Source organism: Bacillus sp. CGMCC 1.16607 (assembly GCF_042683745.1).
Lineage (GTDB): Bacteria > Bacillota > Bacilli > Bacillales > Cytobacillaceae > Pseudoneobacillus.
In genome coordinates, this window is sequence record NZ_JBHUJX010000022.1 from 44,387 (window position 1) to 67,280 (window position 22,894).

The following is a 22,894-nucleotide window of genomic DNA, read 5'->3' on the forward strand; positions in this document are numbered from 1 at the left end:
GGAGAGGATTTAGTTGAGCAAAATAGACATTACAGAAGTCTATAGCTTATATTATAGGCTGATTTATAAAATAAGTTTTAATATTACTAGAGATATACATTTGGCAGAAGATGTCGTTCATGAAACTTTTATTAAGGCAATGAACAAGGCTGAAACGCTCGAGGACGATGGCAAAGTGGCTAGTTGGTTATCCGTCATTGCCGCAAGAACAGCAATCGACCTTGTCCGCAAAGAAAAAAAGAAAAAGTGGATTCCGATAGAGCAAGAGATGCTCGAGAACTTAGGAGAAGAAATTTCGCAAGACATCGAGTCGGGAATGGAGACGGATCATTTGTGCAATCATCTTAATTGTGCCTTGAGGAAACTGACTTACGAATATCAGGCTGTGCTGCGGCTTAAGCTTGGTAAAGGTTTAAAGGAACAAGAAATCGCAGATGTGCTGCACTTGAATCCAAGTACAGTAAAGACAAGACTTTATCGTGCAAGGAAACAACTAAAACGACTATTTATTGAACAGATGAGTGCATAATCATAGTTTAAGTAAATAAATTTTAAAAAGTGGGAAAGGAGTAAATGGCTCCTTTCCTATTTTTTTATTGTTTAGGAAATTATAAAATACTCGGATTTGGATAACTTCATAACTTGTATAATCCACGTCCAGCGCAAGCGTCCTAGCCCCGACGTACAGGATGTACTAGTGTCGACAATCCGGCAGGATGTCGCGCCTTTGTCGACCTCGAGTTCAAATGGCGCCCAAAAGATGAGGTTAAAGAGCAAACCTCCTCTTTGGGACGGCATTTGCTTGTCAGGGCTGATCAAGGCGCTTGGCTTTTTTTATTTAGGCTTTGTTAAAGAACAGTGTTGTTTATTTGCACTGTTGATTGGAGCGGAAATCAACAATCTACTTTAACAGAGCTTTTATTTAAGTAACTTGGAAAATAATTCTTGCAAGCTTTGATGACGTCCGTTATAATAACTAACGAACGTTAGTAAATATAAATAATTATTACATAAAATGAATTTTAGATAAACGGATGTGGAATAAATGTTGAAATGGTTATTTGGTGGGTATATAAAACCAGTTACAGATCAAAATGGTAAAGTTATACCCAATAGTGTTGCCGAGTTGGAAAAAATAAAGATCGGCGGAGTTGACCAATGGATCACGATCAAAGGTAAAAGTAAAGATATGCCTATACTTCTATTTTTGCACGGTGGACCTGGAAGCCCTCAAACAGGTGCTCAACGAAAATACAATGCCGAACTAGAGGAACATTACATTGTCGTTAATTGGGACCAGCGAGGTTCTGGAAAGTCATTTTCTAAAGAAATTTCACCCGAAAGTATGAATGTGAATCAAATATTATCGGATGCAAACGAACTAGTTCATTACTTACTTCGAAGATTTGGCCAAAAGAAACTATTCATAATGGGGCAGTCAGTCGGCGCCGCATACGGTTTATTATTTACATCAAGACATCCTGAACTCATTCATGCGTTCATTGGAATTAATCAGCCTGTCCTACGTAAAGAGGAAGAAATAAGATCATATCAATTCACATTGGAAACGGCTAGAAAGAATCAAAATCAGAAGGCAATTCGTCAATTAGAGGCTATTCACCTCCCTGAAAATGGAATTTATCGAGACGTTAACCACCTCGTTACACAGAGAACCTGGTTAACAAAGTTCAATGGTGTTACGTATGAAAAGAATGCAGCGTCCATTAATGTTAACTATCTCTTAAGCTCTCATCTTACGTTAAAAGAAAAGATTAAATTTATGAAGGGGTTCCAATTCTCTTCAACGCATCTATGGAATGAAATTACTTCACTGAACTTTTTTGAACTAGTTCCTGAAGTGAAAGTACCTGTTTATTTCATTGCTGGAAAACATGATCGAATTGTATTTATGGACTTAGTTCAAGAATACTATCGGTTTTTAAAAGCACCAAAGAAGGAATTAATTGTTTTTGATAAATCTGGTCATTTAGCTTGTTTTGAAGAAAATGTAGCATTTAATCTTTTAATGGTAAAAGTAAAGATTGAAAATTACCCATTAGATAGGAGGGAATCCATTGCAGCAAATGAATGAACTATCCAAATTAAATACGAAAGACAGAATTCTAAATGCCTCCATCGATCTAATTTCACAAAAAGGCTTTAGTGGGGTTTCCATTCGTGAGATCACAAGAGCGGTAGGGATTAAGGAAAGTTCTCTATACAATCATTTCAAAACGAAAGATGAAATTTTAGATGTAATCTTTATTCAATTTATTGAAGAGTTTTCCAAGACGGTTCCCCCTGTTGAAATGTTAGATGCGATACTAGAAAATTTAGGCTTGGAGCAGTTTTTCGAAAAAGGATTTGAGAATTTTAAAAAACATATCGACCAGCCGTTAAATGAAAAATACTGGCGAATTCTCTATATTGAGCATTATCGCTGTAAAAAAATTAGAGATATTTTCTTACAAGATATTATAAAGTTTACTTTGGATTTTCTAGAGATTGTCTTTGAAAAACTTATAGCAAAAAAGATGATTAAACCACTTGAGGCACGTTTTCTTGCTTCTGAATATCAGTACCCAATGTTTTCGATGCTTGCTGAATATAACATGCTCCGTTTTGATCAATTGGACACGAGTGAAATCGAAAACTTAATGAAGAAACATATGCGGTTTTTTATTGATAATGTGAGGTTATAACAGGGAAGCTGATTTTTCAACTTTCCTTTCTAAATATTTTATTAAAGGAGTCTAAATTATTATGTTTCTTATAGAGATGTCTATTATTTGGCCCCTTAGTAATATTTTTTCTGGAAATAGATTAGTAGAAAATGAGGTTTTTCTACCAATTATTTTTATTGTTTTTTTCATTATCTTTGCCTTGCTGTTAAGAGGGGGGAAGGAAGATAAAAAGAATATTTTTTGGAAATCGTTGATTCTTTGGACTTCTTGTCTAATTCTTTTTAGTTTTATTATTCTATTTATGTCTGATTTTCCAGTGGGATCAGCCTTACCGATAAACGAACATTCATTATGATTTTTTGGAGGAAGTTGTATGGCTACTATATTAATAAACGGAATTCATCTTAATTATGAAGAAGAGGGAACTGGAGTACCACTAATTTTACTACATGGATTAGCTGGAAACATAATGATGTTTCAACATGAAATCGAAGTATTGAAAAAGAATTTTCGAGTCATTGCATTAGATTCGCGTGGCCATGGTAAATCGGAAAAGCCATCGACATATACACTTGAAGATCATGTAAATGATGTCATTTCATTTATGGATTACTTTGGAATTGAAAAAGCAAGTATCCTTGGTATTTCGATGGGAAGTTATATTGCCCAAGGTGTTGCAATTAAGGTGCCTGAGCGTATCAATCAATTAGTACTTGTTTCTTCAAAATCGAATGGAGAAACTTCATCTATGATGAGATTACTATCCGAGTATGCCGAGGAAATGGTAAATCTTAATCAACAAGAAAAATTAATGTATGTATCTAAATATATTTTCCATAATCTTCCTGCATTAGCAAAATCAATGAAGGAGACTACGGAATATTCTTCGCTGACTCCAGAACAAAATGTGGCAGCAAATAAAGCACTTGAAGGATTTGATTTTCGATCATCCTTGCATAAAATTAAAGCTACTACTCTAGTAATTAATGGGAAATATGATGGGTTGAATCCCCCTGTGCAAGGAAAAGAAATAGCTGCACTTATTCCGCATGCAGTCTATATTGAGTTTGAGAATTCAGGGCATGCCCCGAATAAAGAGGAACAAGAAAAATTTATGGCAGTGATTCAAGACTTTTTAATAGAATCATAGAATTTACAAGAGGAGTTGGGTGAATTTGACAGTGAAAATGGCAATTATTGGCCTAGGTAATTTTGGTAAGAAGATTATTCATCCGATCGGACACTTTTATCAAAATAATGAAATTAAAATAACAGCTGTATGCGATATATGCGAAGATGAGGTAAAAAGTGTTGCCGATCAATTGAGTACCGCCGGATATACTAATTACAAAGATTGTATCGATAAGGCTCCTATTGATTTTGTTTATATTGCTGCACCACCCGCTTTACATAAGGAAATAGCAACCTATGCTTTACAGGCAGGAAAACATGTATTATGCGAAAAACCGTTAGCCCATAATTTAGAAGATGCTAGTAAACTCGTAGAAGTGGCTAGTTCGTTAAGTCTCATAAATGCTATGCATTTTGGGCAAGATTATTCTCCAGTTTTCAGTTCCTTTCGAAAGCATGTTCAAGAAGGTTACTTAGGAAATTTAGAAGGCATAGAATTGAAAATGCATTATCCTTCCTGGCCACCTACTTGGCAGCAAACTGAGTGGATTATGACAAGAGAGCAAGGCGGTTTTCTATTAGAGCAAGGAATCCACCTTATTCATTTTGTACGAAAATTATTTGGAGAAATCAGTGTTGTCTCTTCAGAAATAACATATGGAAATGAAGGAATGGGATGCGAAACAGATGTGAATGCAGAAATGGATATTGCTGGAGGTATTCCATTTACCCTTCTTGGAAAATGGCCATCAGATGGAGAGGAAATAGTTTCCTTAACTGCTAGAGGGTCAGAAGGGACACTTATGATTGAAAATTGGCGAACGCTAAAAAGCGCAAAAAAAGGAAACGAATTATTAGAACAGGAAGTTGACATGCCAGAAACTTGGATTATCGACGAAGTTCTAAAAGCGATCCACGGAGAAGAGGCTAACTTGACCAATTTTCAGGATGGGTTTGAAGCACTTAAAGTGATTGATTCGATTCGTATTGGGATAGTAGATAAGAAATCTATAACAAAAGGATAGAATGTGTAGCCCCATTGTTTTGATGGGGTTATTTTTTTGTTAAAGTTAATAAAATTTTAAGAAAATAAATAAGAAATAGGGAAAACAAATTAATAGAAGAATGGGAAGAAAAGGTATAAAATTAAAAACAACTTACAATTAAGCTAGAAATGAGGTTGAACACAAATGACAATTAAAGCAATATTTTTAGATTTTTACGGAACGGTAGTGCAGGAGGATGAGGAATCTTTAATTAAAATCTGCCATAAAATTAAAGAACACTCAATTACTGAAAGCTCGGCAATTGAAATTGGCCATTATTGGATGGGTAAATTTACCCATTTAATCAATAGTTGCCAAGGTGAAAAATTTTCTCCCCAAAGAGAGATCAGTGCCAACTCATTAAAAGACACCCTTCTTCATTTTAATTCGACTGCCAATGAAGATGAATTACTTGAAATCATGTTTACACCATGGAAGAATCCGGCTATCTTTACGGATGCTATCGAATTTTTTGAAAAAAATACTCTTCCCATTTATATCCTGTCAAATGTGGATCAATCAGATATTTCGGAAGCCATTAATTTATTACACTTGAAAGTGGATGGGGTTATCACTAGTGAGGATGTTAGAGCGTATAAACCACATAGTGAAATGTTCGAATATGCGTTAAAGCTGAGTGGATTATCCCCAGAGGAAGTATTACATGTGGGAGATTCTTTAACAGGTGATGTGCTTGGCGCAAACCAAGTTGGGATCCAAAGTTGTTGGTTAAACAGAAGTCAAAAATCGATCCAAGAAGAATCAAAACCGACGTTTGTAATCGAAAATCTAAATGAGATCTTTGCTTTACTAAATTAATGATATTAAAGGAGTATTCTCATGACAACTTATACTTCCAGGTCTGAAGTGCCTGTAATGGAAAAATGGAACTTAGAAGATATTTATACAGATGTGAGCAAATGGGAAGCAGATTTTCAGCAAATTGAAGAAATGGCTGGAAAGCTGAAGAAATTTGATGGAATAATACGTGATGGTCAAAGCTTGTATCAATTCTTGAAACTTCAAGAAGAGCTATCTTATAAGTTTAATCATGTTTATGCTTACTGCATGTTGAAAGTTGATGAGGATACGAGAGAAACGGGTGCCCAATCTTTGTTGGATCGTGCGAAGGGGCTTAGTGTAAAGGTAAGCTCTGCGACTTCTTTTTTCATGCCCTTCTTATTAAGCTTGGATGAAGAAAAATTAAAAGAATACATAGCAGAAGAAAAGGGTTTAAACTATTTTGAAGAAGATTTAATGGAATCTTTCCGATATAAAGCCCATGTATTAAGTAAAGAGCAAGAAGAAATCCTATCTCAGCTAGGCGAAGCCCTTGCGGCACCAAGCCACACATTTGGAATGATTAATAATGCCGATATCAAGTTTGGTGAAGTGACCTCCGACAATGGTAAAAAGGTTGAACTAACTAGGGGCATGTATTCTAAATTAATCGAAGATGAAGACCGTGAAAAACGTCGGGAAGCCTATAAGGCGTATTATAAACCATATGTCGAATCTAAGAACACTATTGCTTCTACGCTCTCAGCGGCGATAAAAAATAATGTCACTATGGCCAAAATCCGTAAGTATCCATCAGCACTAGAAAAAGCGTTATTCGGCGATAATGTACCAAAAGAAGTATATGAAAATCTAATATCTGCAACTAAAGAAAATATTGCACCGCTTCACCGTTACTCACAGATTCGAAAAGATAAATTAAAGCTGGATGAACTCCGCCAATATGATATGAATGTTCCACTTGTTAAAGGGGTTAAGCAAGTGATTCCCTATGAGGAAGCCTATGAAACGATGCTTAAGGGGCTAGCGCCACTTGGAGAAGAATATCTTCATATGTTAAAAGAATTTAAAGAGGCACGATATATTGACGTAAGAGAAACCCCTGGAAAGCGTTCGGGTGCTTACAATCTAGGAATATACGGTGTACATCCATATATTCTATTAAACCACCGCGATAATTTAGATAGTCTATTTACGTTGGTTCATGAGTGTGGTCATGGTGTTCACAGTAAACTTAGCTCCCAGCACCAACCGCAAATAACGGCACGTTATAGTATTTTCGTTGCCGAAGTGGCATCCACAGTCAATGAAGTATTACTTATAAATTATTTATTAAACAATGAAAAAGATCCAAATGTACGTAAGCATCTGATTAATCATTTCATCGACCAATTTAAGGGTACATTCTTTACCCAAATAATGTTTGCAGAATTTGAAAAGAAAACACATGAAATGGCTGAACAAGGATTGCCTTTGAATGTAGAGGTATTTAATCAAACCTATGAAACCTTGTTTAGAGAATATAATGGGAATGAAATCGTATTTGATGACGAAGTAAAATTTGGCTGGTCCAGAATTCCTCATTTCTATCGACCTTTTTATGTTTATAAGTACGCAACTGGTTTTGCTTCAGCCATCCATATCGCTACGAAAATTTTAGATGGAGATAAAAAAATACTGGAATCATATTTAGAATTCTTAAAAAGTGGTAGTTCAGACTATCCGCTAGAATTGCTTAAAAAAACAGGCGTAGATTTGACAACGCCATTACCAATAGAGAATACGCTTAAGCGATTTAATGAGTTGGTAGAGGAGTTTTCAAAGTTATAAATTATCTTTTTTAATAATGACATAGTTATGACATATTTATCCGCTATTATGAGGATGTAAATAAAATCTCATTGATAAAGGAGGATAGTCAAAATGAAAAAGGCATTCGCCGCATCAATATTAGTGGGAAGCTTACTATTTGGCGGCATTTCTGTTGGAGCACAAGAAAACATCAGTGAAAAGAAACAAACCATAAGAAAGTCTATTTCTTATGAAGAACTAAAGATAGTAAATGAACAATTGAAAACTCAAACTGAGTTAAACAAACAACTCCTTCAGACATATAAGTTAACTATACCTAAAGATGTTAAAGACCGTGTAAAACAAGTGCTAGAAGAAGTGAAGCCTCTGCGAATAAAAAATAAAGAATTAGGCGCACAATTAAAAGCAGCAAAGACAAATAAAGATAAAGATAAAGTGCAACAACTTAAAATACAACTTACAGAAAATCAAAAAGAGATAGAAAAGAAAATGACCTTAATCCAACCTGATATATATAAAATAAAACAGTATCAATCTGAATTGAAAAAACTAAAAGAACAAATGAAATCAATTACTAAAGCATTAAAAGCCAAACAGGAGACTGTCCACCAATTGAAGCAAAAACTAGATACGATTATTCAACATGCAAAACAAAGCAAAAAGCAAGGAAATAAAGAACAAGTTCATGCCTATTTAGTAGAAGCCGATGGACTTGCTGAGCAGATTACGATTCTAAAAAAAGAAATACTTGCTCAAAAAACCGTAATCGGAGATATTTTACAGCAAAAGTAATTTCCAGCTTTGATAGAAATATGAAAAGCCTTAAACCATTTCTTTATGGATAAGGCTTTTTTAGTTTATTTTTAATGTAAATGATAAACAAGGATGAACAAAATACAAGTATAATTTAAAGATAGCTATACACTGAGGTGAACTGATAAATGACTCAGAAAATATTAATGATAGATGATGATCGAAATATTTGTAAGGTAACTGGCGCTTATTTACAAAGGGCGGGATTTGATGTCGAGTTTGCCTATGATGGAGAGGAAGCACTTCAATTATTTCATCAAAAAAAGGTGGACGTAGTTCTCTTAGATTTAATGCTACCAAAAATAGATGGATTGGTCGTTTGTCAAAAAATCAGAAAAGAATCTAATGTCCCAATTATTATGGTGACAGCTAAGGGACAAACTGTAGATAAAATAGATGGATTGCAAATAGGTGCTGATGATTATATTGTGAAGCCATTTGATCCTAATGAACTAGTCGCACGTATACATGCTATACTCAGAAGGACAAATCGAATAATAGATGAAAATAAATGTGTTATCCGTTTAGGTGAATTAGAAATTAATACGTCTACCTACTCAATCTCGGTAAACGGGGCGAATATAAAACTTCCTAGAAAAGAATACGAACTACTTGTCTTCCTAGTTAAATACCCTAATCGTGTCTTTACTAGAGAAGAACTGATAGATAAAATTTGGGGTTGGGATTTTGTAGGGGAAGATCGAGTAATTGATTTATATATAAAACGCCTGCGATCAAAATTGCTCGTAGAGAAAGATTTATCTTTTTCGATAGAAACAATTTGGGGCGTAGGGTATAAACTTGAGGTCGCTACTAGATGATAAATTCTATCTTTAAAAAAATGCTCCTTCTTTCTTTATCAATCAGTGTGGGAAGTTTATTTTGTCTTTCCTTATTAATAGGCTTCCTACTTGAAAAACAAATATATGATCGAACACGGACAACATTAGAATCAGAAGCGATGAACTTGAATGATGATGTGATAAAGTTCCTTGATGGGGAAATGGAAATAGAGCAATTAAAAGAAACGATACTTAAGTTAAAAAAACAAGAGAATATCCAAGTCAGTATCGTGACAGAACAACGAAAATCACTTTTTGCTAATGGAGATTCAAAAGTTCAAAAATGGATAGATGATGTTTTAGAAAAGAAATCAGGAATTGAGGAACTCACTTTTCATCGAAATGAACAAAGTAAAATGTTTATTGTTGGAATCCCAATTCTTCTTCATCATGAAAACAAAGGAGCCATATTTTTATATACTCCCATGCAGGAAGCTGAAGGACTCGTTCATGAAATAAATAACATTATTTTATTATCGGTACTATTACTAATCATACCGATTGTCATCGTATCGTTCATACTCGCAAAACGAATGGTAGCCCCAATCGTGACGATGAGTGAAACGGTTAAGCATATCTCTGAAGGTCATTTTGAAGAGCAAATCGTTTTAAAGGGTAGGGATGAGCTTGTTACACTTGGAGATTCCATTAACCATATGGCAAATAAACTAGCTAAAATAGAGCAGAGTAGAAGAAGATTTATAGGAGAAATATCGCATGAATTACGTACACCATTAACAACTATTCGTACAACTATGCAGGGGATAACAGATCAAATTTTTAGTGAAGTGGAAGAAATAGAGTTTTTGAACCTCTCTATTCAAGAAATAAAACGGATAAGTAAGTTACTGGATGATTTGATTGATCTTTCTGCTCTTGAGGAGAAGGCAGTCGTTCTACATAAAGATTCCATATTAATAACTGAATTGTTGGAAAATAGTATATTACAGTTAAGTTTGCAAGCAAAAGATAAGGAAATTGTATTTATAAAGGATATGGAAAAAGACGTCTATGCACTCGTCGATATTGATCGAATGAAACAGGTTTTTATTAATTTACTTGATAACGCTATTAAATATTCTTACCGAGGATCGCATATAGAGATCAAGGTAATAAAAATTGGTCACAAAATTAGAATTACCATCATCAATAGGGGAAATATCATCCCTTCCAATCAACTTCCTTATTTATTTGACCGATTTTACAAAACGGATAAAAGTCGAAATGAAAAAGGGAATGGATTGGGTTTAACGATTTGTAAGCAAATTGTTGATTTACATAAAGGGAGTATTTCTGTTATTCCACTAGAGGATAAGGTTTGTTTTATAGTAGAGCTTTTCGCAAAATGAAGGAATGTGAGGGGAATATATGGATGAAAGTCCGTTTAAGTATAGTGCTATCCATAATACTATCTTTTGTTCTTATTTCAGGCAGTATAGAAGTTAAGACATTACCTCTAAAACCGAGAATAATAGAAGAAATCATCATCCATTCAGATAAACAGAATAAACCGGATATAGTCGTTCTTCCAAGTATTAAAGTTAAACATAAAACTAATCAGCAAATGAAACCTTCAGAAGTTGAAAAAGAAATCATCGAGGCAGATAATCAACAATTAATTGATTACAAAGAAAGACCGGTAGACACTTCTTCTAATGAAGAAGAATTAGAAAATGAGATAACAAAAGTAGAGGAACTTGAGAAAGAGGTTAATGAACTTCTTGAAGAAGTGGATGAATTAGATGAAAATATTCAAGAATTAGAAGCAATAATAAATGAACTTGATGAAATGGAAAGAATAGAGGAAGAGTTGAAGGTTTTAGAAAGTATTAGGGAAGAATAGGTATAAAAATATTTACCATATTATGATACAATTTTTCTAGAAATGGTTAAGAGGAAGGTGCTAAATGATAAGTGACTTAGTAGTGAATATATCGATTTTAATGTCTTTTACATTTATTTGGCACCAGCTTTTTCGAAACAATCGTCTTACGTTAACCTCACCTTTGAAAGTGAAAGTTCTTGACGGAACGATAGCGGGAATATTAGGGATAATATTAATGCATTATAGTATCCAAGTAAGTGATATAACAATTTTGGATTTGAGACATATTCCAGTCATTTTAGTTGCGTTTTATGGTGGAATCTTACCAACCTTTATTGCTGCAATCGTGATTTCTGTGGGGCGTTTTTTAATTGCTTTTAATTTCTCCTCGATTGTTTCCTTATTTATGATGATTGCAATGGCTATTGGGGCTAGTTCGATTTCACTTTATTTAAAAATTTCTTCTTGGAAAAAATGGTTATTGCTATTGATATACACCCAAACGATTTATTCTATTGCTCTTTATATCGTATCTGAAGATTTCACTAAGGTTCTAAATGCGGCATTTTTTCATATTATTAGTACATTTGTAGGCGGAATATTAACGTTTTCTTTCGTTCGATACATTCGAAGAAATAGCGAATTATATAATTATTATAAACAAAGCTCACAACGAGATGCTTTAACTGGACTTTATAATGTTCGTTCTTTTGATTATTTTTATCATTCGATGCTGCTGAAAACAGCTGAGGAAAAGGGTGACTGTGCCATTTGCCTTGTAGATGTGGATCACTTCAAGTTAATAAATGATACTTATGGTCATAAAGCAGGTGATGAGGTTCTCATGAAACTAGCGAACCTATTAACAAGTTTAACTAGAGATGGAGATATCGTGTCAAGGAACGGTGGGGAAGAGTTTTCGATTCTTTTACCAAACTGTACGAAAGAACAAGCCGTCTTTATCGCCGAACGAATTAGGAAGACAGTAGAGGAGCAGCGGTTTGAAATTTCAGACGAAAAGTCGATTAAGCTAACTGTCTCTGTTGGTATTGCTACCTATTATGAAGGGATGGAACTTTCTAATCAACTCTTTCAAGAGGCAGATGAAGCGCTTTATAAAGCAAAACAAAACGGACGCAATCTTGTATGTTATCTTTTTTAGATGCAAGCTCCAAAAGTGGGAGCTTGCATCGTTTATTTCATCAACCAATCCATATATTCATCTTTTAAAACACTCATTCTCAATCGATCAATAAATTCGCCTTTTCTTAACCGATCTTGTCTTAAAATTCCTTCTTCGACATAGCCCATCCGTTTATAAGATTTAATAGCCTTGTGGTTATCCACTTCTACCCGCAGCCAGATTTTATTTAAATCTAACTGAGTAAAACCGAAACTCAGCATTTCCTTCATGGCAGCTAAGCCATACCCTCTACCCCAATAGTTTTTATTTCCGATAGCAATACCTAATTCAGCATGTTTATTTAATTTATCGATATTTTTTAAATCAACCCAACCAATATGTATGTTTTCATCGTTTAAAATGGCTTTTTGCTCATAGCCATTTGTTTTATTGATACACATCTCAATCCAATTTTTTGTTTCCTCTTTGCTAAAAGGAGGGTATTTTTCTGGCATATTAAGATGTTTTGTTACTTCTTCATCAAGACACCAGAGATAACGATCTTCTACATCATCTAGTAATAGATCCCTTAACATTACCTTAGGTAAATGATTGATCATCTATATCTCCCCTATCATTTTTCTATTTAATTATTTTACTATAAAATTCCATTTCGGTGTATGGAAAGTTAGCATTAACTAATTCATTGACAAATGCTGTAAGTATCCATTATTGTATTATTTGTACTATATAATATAGTACAAATAATACAATTAGAGGTGTTACTGTGAATCCGGTTTTGGAAGTACAGGATATAGTGAAACAATATGGCGCAGGGGAAACAAAAGTAATGGCACTTAATGGAGTAAGTTTAACTTTAAATAAAGGTGAATTTGTTGTGGTTATGGGGGCAAGTGGTTCGGGTAAATCCACCTTTTTACAAATTGTAGGTGGGTTAGAGGCTCCTACTTCTGGGAAACTACTTATTAACGGAAAATGGATGGAGAATTTCTTTAAGGAACCTTTCTCTACTAAATACCGTCAAGAAAATATTGGATTTGTGTTTCAATTTTTTAATTTACTATCATCCTTAACTGCCGAAGAAAATATTGCTCTACCGTTACTCTTAGGAAATGAAAGCAAACAAGAAATGAAATCAAAAACATATAAGATGCTAGATATGGTTGGTTTAACTGAACGGGCGAAACATCGCATCGGTGAATTATCAGGTGGTCAGCAACAAAGAGTGGCGATTGCACGAGCATTAATTAACCAGCCACCGATTTTATTAGCGGATGAACCGACAGGAAATTTGGATTCAAAGACTTCTGCTGAAATGTTACAACTGCTTGTTTCGATGAAGGAAAATATGAACCAATCGATTTTACTTGTCACACATGATCCAATGGTGGCAACATATGCCGATCGAGTAATCTTTTTTTCGGATGGAAAAATCGTGAAAGAAATGATAAATAATCAACCATCCGTCAATCAGGAAACGGTTTCAGCTATTTTGGAAATTCTTCATAGTCTTTCGAACCAAGAGGTAACATCATCATGATTTACAATACATTTCATTTAGGCTGGAAGCAGACTTGGGCGAAAAGGAAAAGATCCCTATTTTCCTTCATTGGAGTGACATTTGCCGTCGCATTATTGATTGGTATTTATGTTTTAAAAGGACAAATGAATGAGGCATTAGACCGTCAAATTACAGACCTCTATGGAAAGACGGATATGATGGTAGGTTACCGTTATGATAAAAAACTGTTAAGTGAAAAACAAGTAGAAGAAATTGAAGACGAAGCAAATGTTCTTGACTCGGGAAGAACGCTAGTGAATCCCCATCAATATCTCGAGCAATATCAAGGGAAATCTACTGGGTTATTTTATTTTGGAGTAGACAATAGTCAGCTTGTGAAGTCTTTATACAAATTTAATCAAGACTTAAAGGCAGGTGAAGCGGTTATTCCAGCAAATCTGGCTGAGACGCTTCAGGTTGGATTGGGTGATTTAGCAGAAATACCGTTTCATGGTGGTCGCACACAGACTTGGAAAGTAGCGGAAGTATTACCAGAAAATAATGGTGGAGCTGAAATCATATTTTTTCATTTGGAGTCCCTTCAAAAAGCTTTCGGATTAGATCATCAATTTACAATGCTGCTGCTAGATTTACCAACTGGGGTGGATAAGTACGAAATCGCATCTTCATTGAAAACTTCAGTAGTATCAGATTTAGATGTTGATTATTTGGATTCACTTGATGAGGCTAAACAAAATATTAACAACATGAAATTTTTGAGCTATGGGTTAGGTGTTTTGGTTCTGCTGGCAAGTTTGCTACTCGTTTTGAGTAATTATCATATATCATTACGGGAACGAGTACGCGAACTAGCTGTACTAAGAGCAATCGGATTTTCCCAAAGCAAATTATTAAAGGTTGCTGTTACCGAAACAATGATCATTCATACTGCAGGTGTGCTCATTGGGACGGTATTCGGATGCATACTGCCAATCGTCCTTAGAAAAATCCTATCTAAATGGCTTAACGTTGAAATGATAAATGGTCAGCTTCATTTTTCCGGTATCGTTTTCATCGCAATTCTCTGTTGGCTTGTATTCTCTATTGTTGCTCTTATTCCGGCTTATCGTTCGACTAAAATTCTTCCGATTACAGCGATACGTCTGCTTGATTGGAACGATCATCATACGAAGCGATTTCCGTTCTCGGGAATTGGATTTTCACTAATCGGAGTTGTCCTTTTCACTACTACTTCATTGATCAACGTTTCTAATGGTTACCAAGTTCTTTTTCAAGTCATAGGTGGAGTCGTACTTGTTCTAGGAATGTTCATGTGCACACCACAAATCATGAATATTTGTTTCAGCTGCTGTCGATATCTTTTGGAAAAAATATTTGGACCGGATGCACAAATTTCGGTTAAACAGGCTGTTGAACAACGCAGGCAAAGTGCCGTTACTGTAATGGTTATTGCCTTGTCAATCACTCTTGCATTTGCCGTTTTGTCTTTCATTTTCGCATTGAAATCAGAAATGGTCCGAAATATTGATCAAGAATACGTAGGAGATCTGATAGTAAAAAGCAATCGTTTGATGAGGTCATCGATTCCTTATGAGATTGGAAAAGATATTGAAAAAATCAAAGGTATAGAATACGCCTTCCCAATCGGTACGAATCATTATGCTGGGTATTTAGAAAAAGAAGGTAATAGGCGGGATACAAGTTTTGTGATGGGAGATTTGGAGCAACTTTCGGAAAATGGCTTTATTCCAAAATTCTCAGTTGCCATAGAAAATGCTATTTTTCTTCCACGTCATGAAGCTGAAAAATGGAATCTTCAACTAGGAGATCAGATTCAACTAACACCAGACAGTTTTAGTGGGAAAGTTGGCACATTTATAGTTGCAGGAATAATTGAGAAGGTGCCAGGGTATGAAACAGACATCAAGGGTCATGAACCTTTACTCGTCGATTGGAATAATCCATTTTTTCGTGAATATTTAACGAAGAATAATGAGAATTCTGTCTATAAAGTCATTATAAAGACAGATGGATCCGAGCTATCTACAATAAAGGATGAACTAAGTTCGTTGGAAAGAAAGTATCCTGAAATGCGAATCTCTGATAAACAAACAGCTTTAGCGGAAGTGAAAGAACAGCTAGGACAGCGAATGGTAATTTTTTGGTCAATCATTAGTATTATTCTATTCATCGGTATGATGGGCATGATGAATACGATGAGTGCGATCATACATGGAAAACGTCGTGAATTCGCGATTCTGAGGGCAGTCTTTATTACACCTAAACGTTTAATGAAAATCATCGCATTACAAAGTTTCCTATTCGTTATTGCAGCCATTTTCATTGGGCTCTTCACTGGTTTAATACTGTCCTATTCCTTTGTTACTGCCCTTGATGGTACAATGATGATACCATATCGGGAGTTACTTTTCGTAATAGTGATGATCTTATTTTTCATAAGTATCGTCGTATTACCTTTGGCAAAACGAGTTAGCAGCCGATCAGTAGCATCCGAGTTAAGTCAGACAATGGATTAATGTTTTGTGGAAGGGGAAAATTCTGTGTGGTTTCAAGTGGATCCAAGGTCAAACACGCCGTTATATCAGCAATTAATTGACGGCGTCAAGGAGGCAGTGGCCAAACAAATTCTTACCCCTGGTGAGAGGCTTCCGCCAGTTAGAGAAGTAGCTAGTCTAATTGCGATTAATCCGAATACGATAGCCAAAGCTTATCAAGAGTTGGAGCGGGAAGGTATTATTGAAACCTTTCGTGGCCGAGGTACCTTTATCGCCGAAAGGCAAAACAATGCCATGAATTTGGATAAAGAAGTTGCATTACAAGACTTGATTGAAAAGTTACTAGTGGAAGCCTATTATTTAGAAATTGAGCAGGATGAATTGCTTCAAATCATAGAAAAACAGGTGAAAAATTGGTATCGAATGGGGAGGGAAACTAAAAATGAATTTGGCAATTGAAACGATAGGCCTTACGAAACATTTTCATAAAGTAGAGGCGGTTCGTGACGTAAGTATTCAAGTGCCAGAAGGGTCTGTTTTTGGTTTACTTGGACCCAATGGTGCCGGGAAAAGTGCTTTAATCAATATGTTAATGGGAATCTATCAACCTACTTCTGGGCAAGGTTATGTATTGGGGCAGTCGATTATCGATCCTTCTGGAAAAGCACGTGATCGAATTGGATTTATCTCGTCTGGAATGTCAGCGATTGCCCCATCTTTTTCTGTTAAGGAAACGATCTTACTCTATTCAAAGCTATATTCCCAGTGGGATTGGAAGCGAAGTCAATTATTGATGGACACCTTTGGACTTCCAAAGAGTCGCTTAGTCAAGCATCTTTCCAAAGGGATGATGCTTCAGCTTTCATTACTGCTATGTCTTTCAATTAGACCGAAGTTGCTAATATTAGATGAGCCGACAGATGGGTTAGATCCTGTTATGAAGCAATTATTTATGCAGCTCATCATGCAGGAAGCTGCCTCTGGAGATTCCACGGTTTTATTCTCAACACATCAGAGTCAGGATCTTGAGAGAATGGCTGATTATGTTGCTATCATGAAGGAAGGGGCAATTTTATTACAGCAATCGATAGACGATATGAAACAGCATACAAAAAAAATTCAAGCCGTTTTTCCTGAAGAAATACCAGCAGCTTTAATAGATTCAAAGCTATTTTTACGTACATACAAACAAGGGAAAATCTATACGTTTATTACGAATAATCAGCCCGAAAAAGCAATAGAATTCGTCCGTTCGGCAAATCCTCTCTTTTTAGAGGTATTGGATATTGACTTAGAAGAAATTGTTATCCAAACATTTAAAAAGGAGGGGTATGGTTTTGAACCATTGGTACTCGATTAAAGGACCATTATGGAGGGAGTGGCGAGTTAACAGACGTATCATCCTCCTATTCTTAGTAGTATTACATTTTGACATCCTATTTAATGTTCTTTTTCAACAGCTGTTTAAAGCAATTGCGTTACTCTTTCGCTATCGATATGATATGGAGCCTTTCGACGAATGGCATCAAAATGTTTTAAATTTTTATACTGGACAAGGAAGCAATTATTCCAGTTTTATTGTAGTGGCAGTTATTGCCGCAATCGGGTTCGGAACTTTTCTCATAAGTAGGGATCGTTTAGGAGTTTTACCAGCCTATTGTGCGGTTCCCATTAGTCGATCGCAAATATTTTTGTCAAAATATGTAACAGGAATAGGGGCGATATTAGGCGGTGTGGCACTTTATTATGTGGTAACAGTCATTTTAGGACTCTTAACGGGTGCGGATTGGTCTTATACGGAGTTAACTTTTCGGTTTATTTTAATCATGTGTGTGCTGATAGGGATTTTTAGCTTGTGCATCCTGGCAGCAACTGTTACAGGTCATCCGCTTGCAAGTTCAATCGTTGCTACCGTACTGCTTCTTGCACCAAATTATCTTTCAAGTTGGACAAAGCTTATGATGGGGAAGAGTCTTTCCAACTTAATGGATCATTTGAATTTATTTTATTATCTAAGTGATCGATTTCATTTAGAGACAGGATATTCATTGTTTCTTATTTGCGGTAGTATCCTTCTAATGAGTCTGATCACAATTTATCTATCACTTAACCTGTTCAGGCATAATCAAATGGAGATGAACGGTGAGGTATTCGTCCTGTCCAGTGGAATGGCTATGATTCGATGGATCGTTTCTATTTTTCTTGCACTTCAACTGACTGGAATGATACTACATGGATCTAGCTCATCATGGGGATTAATCCTGTTCATCGATATAATTCTAACGCTCATTCTGTGGTTTCTATTCCCAGGTGTTACGACTTTTATTAAAATTAAAATGAAAAAGGCATAGATTTTTAGAAGCCTCTACACATTTGTAGAGGTTTTTGGCTATATAATGTAAGGAAAAGTTAGTTGTAAGGAGTTATAAAAATGGCACAAGGAAAAACAAATGCAATGAGAATATTGGACACGAAGAAAGTATCCTATCAAATTCTTACATATGATAACAAAGATGGAAAAATTGATGGCGTCTCTGTAGCACAAAAAATCAATAAGGAACCAAGGCTTGTTTACAAAACATTAGTAGCACAAGGGAGTAATAAAGAAATCTTTGTATTCATCATTCCAGTTGAATTGGAGCTTGATTTAAAAAAGGCAGCAAAAGCGGCTGGCGAAAAGAAAGTGGAAATGATTCCAGTAAAGGATATTCAAAAGTGGACAGGTTATATAAGAGGCGGTTGTTCACCAATTGGAATGAAAAAAGCATATGCAACATTTATTGATGAAAGTGCGAGTGAGCTAGAAACGATTGTAGTGAGTGCGGGGAAAATCGGTCTTCAGCTTCAAATGGGCATTCAGGATTTACAAACCGTAACTGATGCAAGTTTTGAGGAAATTACGAAGAGTATGAACGAATAAGACAGTTTTGAACCAATGTTTCGAAAAAATAAAGGAGGAAACCAATAACGAGTAGGTGCCAAATGTGTCTGTAAAATCTAAAAAAATAAAAGGAGACTTAATGAATGACAAAACAATTTTGGATCAATTTGCCGGTAAAAGATATGAAAAAAGCGATAGAGTTTTTTACAAAACTAGGATTTGCTATAAATACAAGACATGGTAATAGCGACCAAGCGCAATTAATTATCGGGGATAATAATGCTACAGTAATGCTATTTCCAGATGCTACGTTCGGAAATTTTACTCGAAATGAAATTGCCAATACTAAACTAGCTACGGAGGTATTACTGTCCATTGATGCTGAGAGCAGAGAAGAAGTCGATGAAATGGCAAAAAAAGTATTGAATGCCGGTGGGACAATATTTGCTGAGCCAGGAGAAAACCAAGGCTGGATGTATGGTTTCGGTTTTGCTGATTTAGACGGACATCGATGGAATATGTTGTATATGGATATGAGTAAGATGCCGAAGGAAGAATAGAAGCCATTTGTGTTAATAGTTAGAGCAATTGTTTTCTATATTTTAAGCAGGGGGCATCATCCACTCACATGATGCCCACGGCCCATTAAACCCTAGCCATTTCATATTGAACAATCTTCCCATTTGCTAATCCATTTTTCACAGTTACTCGGTTTTTTCCGAGTTGTTTAGATTGTAGAAGCAAATGGTCTGCATGGACATAGCCTTTTTCAATAGATATTTCTTCATTGAGCATACAGTAATATAGACCAAAGGAAGCTGTATAGGATATGGAAATTTCCTTTTTCTTAAAATGGACATTTACGGAGCTGTTCTTAATACCATGAAGAATCTTCTCTACTAACTCCTCACATTGTTCGTAATTTCTATTTCTTAGAAAAATAGTAAACTCTTCGCCACCGCTTCGGAATAAAAAGTCATCCTTATTTAAGTAGCCTTTGAGAGTAGTAGAAAAATGTTGAATGACACGGTCTCCAACAGCATGATTATAATTGTCATTAATGCTTTTAAATTTATCAATGTCGGCAACGATGATCCCGATTATTTCACTAGTTTCATTTAACTCAGACATCTTTTTATCCATAAATGCCCGATTATGAACACCCGTTAAAAAATCTGTATAAGCCATTTGTTCAAATTTGTCTCGTTCAATTTTATTTTGAATGTTTTGTGATTTCGAAATAAAAGATCGACTAACAATATAGTTGAGGACAAATAAACAAAATATAGTTTCCCATTTTTCTTCCTGTAGAAAAAGCAAGAGAAGTCCGTTTGTTAAGGCTAGTTTTCCCATATCCATAACACTTCTAGTTTTAATAAAATCAATAACCTCTCTAAAAGTTTTGATTTCTCCCTCAATAATGAAAAATGTGGTAAGGTATATGTCTGAAAGAAGGGAAATTACGCAAACTAATAAAATCATGATCATCCAAAAACCAAAAGGAATATTTTGGAAGTGAGGATATAAATACTCATACAAATAATAGGCAATGGAACAATTTAAAGTAAAGGCACCAATATTGTAAAACGTATCGATAAATTCGGTGGGATCGGCTGTATTCGTTCTTTTTTTATTAAAATAGACAATAAACCGATAAATAGTTTCGAATAGAAATAGCCCTAATGGACCAGTAAATATTCCAAAAGACAAACTGTAAACAATACCATACTCTATTGAAGTGTTTCCACTTTTATTCGTAATACGAAGATGAGAATAGATGCAAGAAAAGAGCAAATAGATGAGCAAAGCTTTAACATACACATCGGTTTCATTGATCAAACTTCCTGAACCAAAGGCTACGATTGCAGAAATAATAAATAATGTAAAAATAAAAATCTTTACTTTAAGCATAGATTTTCCATTTCCCTTCAAGAGCATATCCTTAATTTTACATTAAAACAACTCACAATTATAGGAATATTTTCAAAATTATATAAAAAGATGAAATCGGTTATACCGATTTCATCTTTGGAATTTTAAAATATTGATCAAAAACAATTCTTCATTTCATTACTTTTTATGGGAGGACTAAATAAATATCCTTGACCCTGTGTGCATTGATGTTTTGATAAGAAGGCTAGCTGCTCTTTTGTTTCAATACCTTCTGCCACAACGTTGAGGTTTAAATTATTGGCCATGTCGATAATCGTTTTTACCATAGCATCATCTTCATACGAATACCCAATTTCACATATAAAAGAACGATCAATTTTTAACGTATCAATCGGAAATCTTTTTAAATGACTTAGGGATGAATATCCCGTACCGAAGTCATCAATTGAAATGTGAAGTCCTAAAGATTTTAATTCCTTTAAAGTAGTCAGGGCTCGTTCTGGGTCCTTCATTACGCTTTCGGTTATTTCTATTTCTAGATATGTAGGATTTACTTCAGTTTCTTCAAGAATGTTTTGAATCAAAGAGGCTAAATGGATTTCTTCAAATAATATAGGAGAAATGTTAACTGCTACACGAATAGGTGGAATGCCCACTTGATTCCACTTTATGATTTGCTTACAAACCATTCTTATAGTCCATTCACTAATGGGTACAATAAGTCCCGTTTTTTCAGCGAAAGGGATGAATTCAGCAGGGGAAATAATACCTAATTCATCGTGTTTCCAGCGAATTAAAGCTTCCACCCCTACGATTTTTTGATTTGCAAGATCAACTTTTGGTTGATAAACGAGATATAATTCCTCGTTCTCCATTGCCTTTCTAAGTTCGTGCTCTAATTCCATTTCTTTTTTAATATCGTCTATCATATCATTTGTATAATATTCAATCCGATTTCCACCCAATTCTTTTGCTCGATACATGGCTGCGTCAGCATATTTTACAAGTGAGTCCATATCCTCACCATGATAAGGGAAAATACTAATGCCCATACTTAATGAAAGAAAATAATGTTCGCCTTTAATCGTAAACGGAGTGTGAAATAATTCTAAAAGTCGGTTTGCAAGTTGATCGACTGCTTTATAGGATGAGCTATCCAAAATAATGGTAAACTCATCTCCACCTAAGCGGTACATTTGTCCGATATCATCTAATTGATCATTCATTCGTTTAACAATTGTTTTAAGAACGTAGTCACCAAAGGAATGTCCCTTAGTATCATTAATATATTTAAAACGGTCTAAATCTAAAAAAATGACAGAGAGACCTAAATCAGTTTCTTTAAGAGCTTTCATTTTTTCTTCTAAATCCACTTTGAATTTTCTTCTATTAGGCAAACAGGTCAATTCATCATAATATGCAAAAAAAGCTACCTGCTCTTCATATATTTTACGTTCAGTAATATCATTCCTAATGGAAATATATCGATCTGGAACTCCGTATCGATTTAATAAGGGAATAATGGTGCTATGAACCCAATAGATGGAACCATCCTTCGCCTTATTTCGAATATCCCCCCGCCAAATTTGTCCAGAACGAATCGTATCCCACATTTTATTGAAAAATTGCTTCGTATGAAACTTTGAGTTTACTATTCTATGGGTATTACCAACTAATTCTTCTCTACTATATTTTGATATTTTACAAAATTGATCGTTCACATCAAGTATTTTTCCCGACGTATCTGTAATAGCGACAATAGCTGATTGATCTAATGCAAATTTTAGATCCTCTAACTCTTGAAAAACCTTTGTTATATCCTGATTTATCTCCTTCTTCGGAAGTAGCTGCAATACTTTATTCATGTATTTCTCCCCCCATTTAAACTGTTTTATGTCAATTATGTAAATTATATTAAAATACTTTTATAATATGTGATAAACTTCACGAACTTAATGTTGGAAAATCTTTAAAATAGTAAATAGGA

22 protein-coding genes are annotated in these 22,894 nt (G+C 34.9%); 19 read left to right on the plus strand and 3 right to left on the minus strand.

Features of this window, described 5'->3' with window-relative positions; translation table 11 throughout:
- Nucleotides 1-13: 13 nt before the first annotated feature.
- The 12 genes from ACFSO7_RS15225 (at nt 14) to ACFSO7_RS15280 (ending at nt 12,113) form a co-directional block, all read left to right on the plus strand.
- Entirely contained in the window at nt 14-529 is a 516-nt protein-coding gene (locus ACFSO7_RS15225) for an RNA polymerase sigma factor (protein ID WP_377878184.1), read from the plus strand.
- Between the two features lie 516 nt (nt 530-1,045).
- Complete coding sequence (locus tag ACFSO7_RS15230) at nt 1,046-2,092, plus strand: alpha/beta fold hydrolase (protein ID WP_377878185.1); 1,047 nt, start codon at nt 1,046-1,048, stop codon at nt 2,090-2,092.
- The gene (locus ACFSO7_RS15235) at nt 2,085-2,702 is read left to right on the plus strand and encodes a TetR/AcrR family transcriptional regulator (RefSeq protein WP_377878313.1); all 618 of its coding nucleotides are present in this window, start codon (nt 2,085-2,087) and stop codon (nt 2,700-2,702) included. Before ACFSO7_RS15230 ends, ACFSO7_RS15235 begins: the two co-directional genes overlap by 8 nt.
- A 355-nt stretch (nt 2,703-3,057) precedes the next feature.
- Complete coding sequence (locus ACFSO7_RS15240; RefSeq protein WP_377878186.1) at nt 3,058-3,834, plus strand: alpha/beta fold hydrolase; 777 nt, start codon at nt 3,058-3,060, stop codon at nt 3,832-3,834.
- Between the two features lie 31 nt (nt 3,835-3,865).
- Nucleotides 3,866-4,840: a Gfo/Idh/MocA family protein gene (locus tag ACFSO7_RS15245; protein WP_377878314.1), complete on the plus strand. Its 975-nt coding sequence runs from the start codon at nt 3,866-3,868 to the stop codon at nt 4,838-4,840.
- A 165-nt stretch (nt 4,841-5,005) separates the two neighbouring features.
- Complete coding sequence (locus ACFSO7_RS15250) at nt 5,006-5,680, plus strand: HAD family hydrolase (protein WP_377878187.1); 675 nt, start codon at nt 5,006-5,008, stop codon at nt 5,678-5,680.
- A gap of 21 nt (nt 5,681-5,701) precedes the next feature.
- The gene (gene pepF / locus ACFSO7_RS15255; protein ID WP_377878188.1) at nt 5,702-7,489 is read left to right on the plus strand and encodes an oligoendopeptidase F; all 1,788 of its coding nucleotides are present in this window, start codon (nt 5,702-5,704) and stop codon (nt 7,487-7,489) included.
- A 93-nt stretch (nt 7,490-7,582) separates the two neighbouring features.
- Nucleotides 7,583-8,263 carry a hypothetical protein gene (locus ACFSO7_RS15260; RefSeq protein WP_377878189.1) on the plus strand — a complete coding sequence of 227 codons (681 nt, stop codon included), beginning with the start codon at nt 7,583-7,585 and terminating at the stop codon, nt 8,261-8,263.
- Nucleotides 8,264-8,412: 149 nt separating this feature from the next.
- Entirely contained in the window at nt 8,413-9,105 is a 693-nt protein-coding gene (locus ACFSO7_RS15265) for a response regulator transcription factor (RefSeq protein ID WP_377878190.1), read from the plus strand.
- Nucleotides 9,102-10,475 carry an ATP-binding protein gene (locus tag ACFSO7_RS15270; RefSeq protein ID WP_377878191.1) on the plus strand — a complete coding sequence of 458 codons (1,374 nt, stop codon included), beginning with the start codon at nt 9,102-9,104 and terminating at the stop codon, nt 10,473-10,475. Before ACFSO7_RS15265 ends, ACFSO7_RS15270 begins: the two co-directional genes overlap by 4 nt.
- A 23-nt stretch (nt 10,476-10,498) precedes the next feature.
- Entirely contained in the window at nt 10,499-10,969 is a 471-nt protein-coding gene (locus ACFSO7_RS15275) for a hypothetical protein (RefSeq protein WP_377878192.1), read from the plus strand.
- Between the two features lie 64 nt (nt 10,970-11,033).
- Nucleotides 11,034-12,113 (plus strand): GGDEF domain-containing protein, encoded by a 1,080-nt coding sequence (locus ACFSO7_RS15280; RefSeq protein ID WP_377878193.1) that lies wholly within the window; start codon nt 11,034-11,036, stop codon nt 12,111-12,113.
- A gap of 32 nt (nt 12,114-12,145) precedes the next feature.
- On the opposite strand, the gene ACFSO7_RS15285 is transcribed toward ACFSO7_RS15280, so the two are convergent.
- Nucleotides 12,146-12,694, minus strand: a complete 549-nt coding sequence (locus ACFSO7_RS15285) for a GNAT family N-acetyltransferase (RefSeq protein ID WP_377878194.1) — start codon at nt 12,692-12,694, stop codon at nt 12,146-12,148.
- 167 nt (nt 12,695-12,861) lie between these two features.
- Here ACFSO7_RS15285 and ACFSO7_RS15290 point away from each other — a divergent pair, with 167 nt between their 5' ends.
- From ACFSO7_RS15290 to ACFSO7_RS15320, 7 genes are all read left to right on the plus strand, one after another.
- A complete protein-coding gene (locus ACFSO7_RS15290; RefSeq protein WP_377878195.1) occupies nt 12,862-13,635 on the plus strand; it encodes an ABC transporter ATP-binding protein in 774 nt (257 codons plus the stop codon).
- A complete protein-coding gene (locus ACFSO7_RS15295) occupies nt 13,632-16,154 on the plus strand; it encodes an FtsX-like permease family protein (protein ID WP_377878196.1) in 2,523 nt (840 codons plus the stop codon). The genes ACFSO7_RS15290 and ACFSO7_RS15295 overlap by 4 nt, the downstream gene beginning before the upstream one ends.
- 24 nt (nt 16,155-16,178) lie before the next feature.
- Nucleotides 16,179-16,592, plus strand: a complete 414-nt coding sequence (locus ACFSO7_RS15300; RefSeq protein ID WP_377878197.1) for a GntR family transcriptional regulator — start codon at nt 16,179-16,181, stop codon at nt 16,590-16,592.
- Nucleotides 16,576-17,493 carry an ABC transporter ATP-binding protein gene (locus tag ACFSO7_RS15305; protein WP_377878198.1) on the plus strand — a complete coding sequence of 306 codons (918 nt, stop codon included), beginning with the start codon at nt 16,576-16,578 and terminating at the stop codon, nt 17,491-17,493. The genes ACFSO7_RS15300 and ACFSO7_RS15305 overlap by 17 nt, the downstream gene beginning before the upstream one ends.
- Nucleotides 17,471-18,484 (plus strand): hypothetical protein, encoded by a 1,014-nt coding sequence (locus tag ACFSO7_RS15310; RefSeq protein WP_377878199.1) that lies wholly within the window; start codon nt 17,471-17,473, stop codon nt 18,482-18,484. Before ACFSO7_RS15305 ends, ACFSO7_RS15310 begins: the two co-directional genes overlap by 23 nt.
- 80 nt (nt 18,485-18,564) lie before the next feature.
- On the plus strand, nt 18,565-19,053 hold the full coding sequence (gene ybaK, locus ACFSO7_RS15315; protein WP_377878200.1) for a Cys-tRNA(Pro) deacylase: 489 nt from the start codon (nt 18,565-18,567) through the stop codon (nt 19,051-19,053).
- 104 nt (nt 19,054-19,157) lie between these two features.
- Complete coding sequence (locus ACFSO7_RS15320; protein ID WP_377878201.1) at nt 19,158-19,574, plus strand: VOC family protein; 417 nt, start codon at nt 19,158-19,160, stop codon at nt 19,572-19,574.
- Nucleotides 19,575-19,659: 85 nt separating this feature from the next.
- On the opposite strand, the gene ACFSO7_RS15325 is transcribed toward ACFSO7_RS15320, so the two are convergent.
- Nucleotides 19,660-20,925, minus strand: a complete 1,266-nt coding sequence (locus tag ACFSO7_RS15325; protein WP_377878202.1) for a GGDEF domain-containing protein — start codon at nt 20,923-20,925, stop codon at nt 19,660-19,662.
- Nucleotides 20,926-21,062: 137 nt separating this feature from the next.
- Nucleotides 21,063-22,772 carry a putative bifunctional diguanylate cyclase/phosphodiesterase gene (locus ACFSO7_RS15330; RefSeq protein WP_377878203.1) on the minus strand — a complete coding sequence of 570 codons (1,710 nt, stop codon included), beginning with the start codon at nt 22,770-22,772 and terminating at the stop codon, nt 21,063-21,065.
- Between the last annotated feature and the right edge of the window lie 122 nt (nt 22,773-22,894).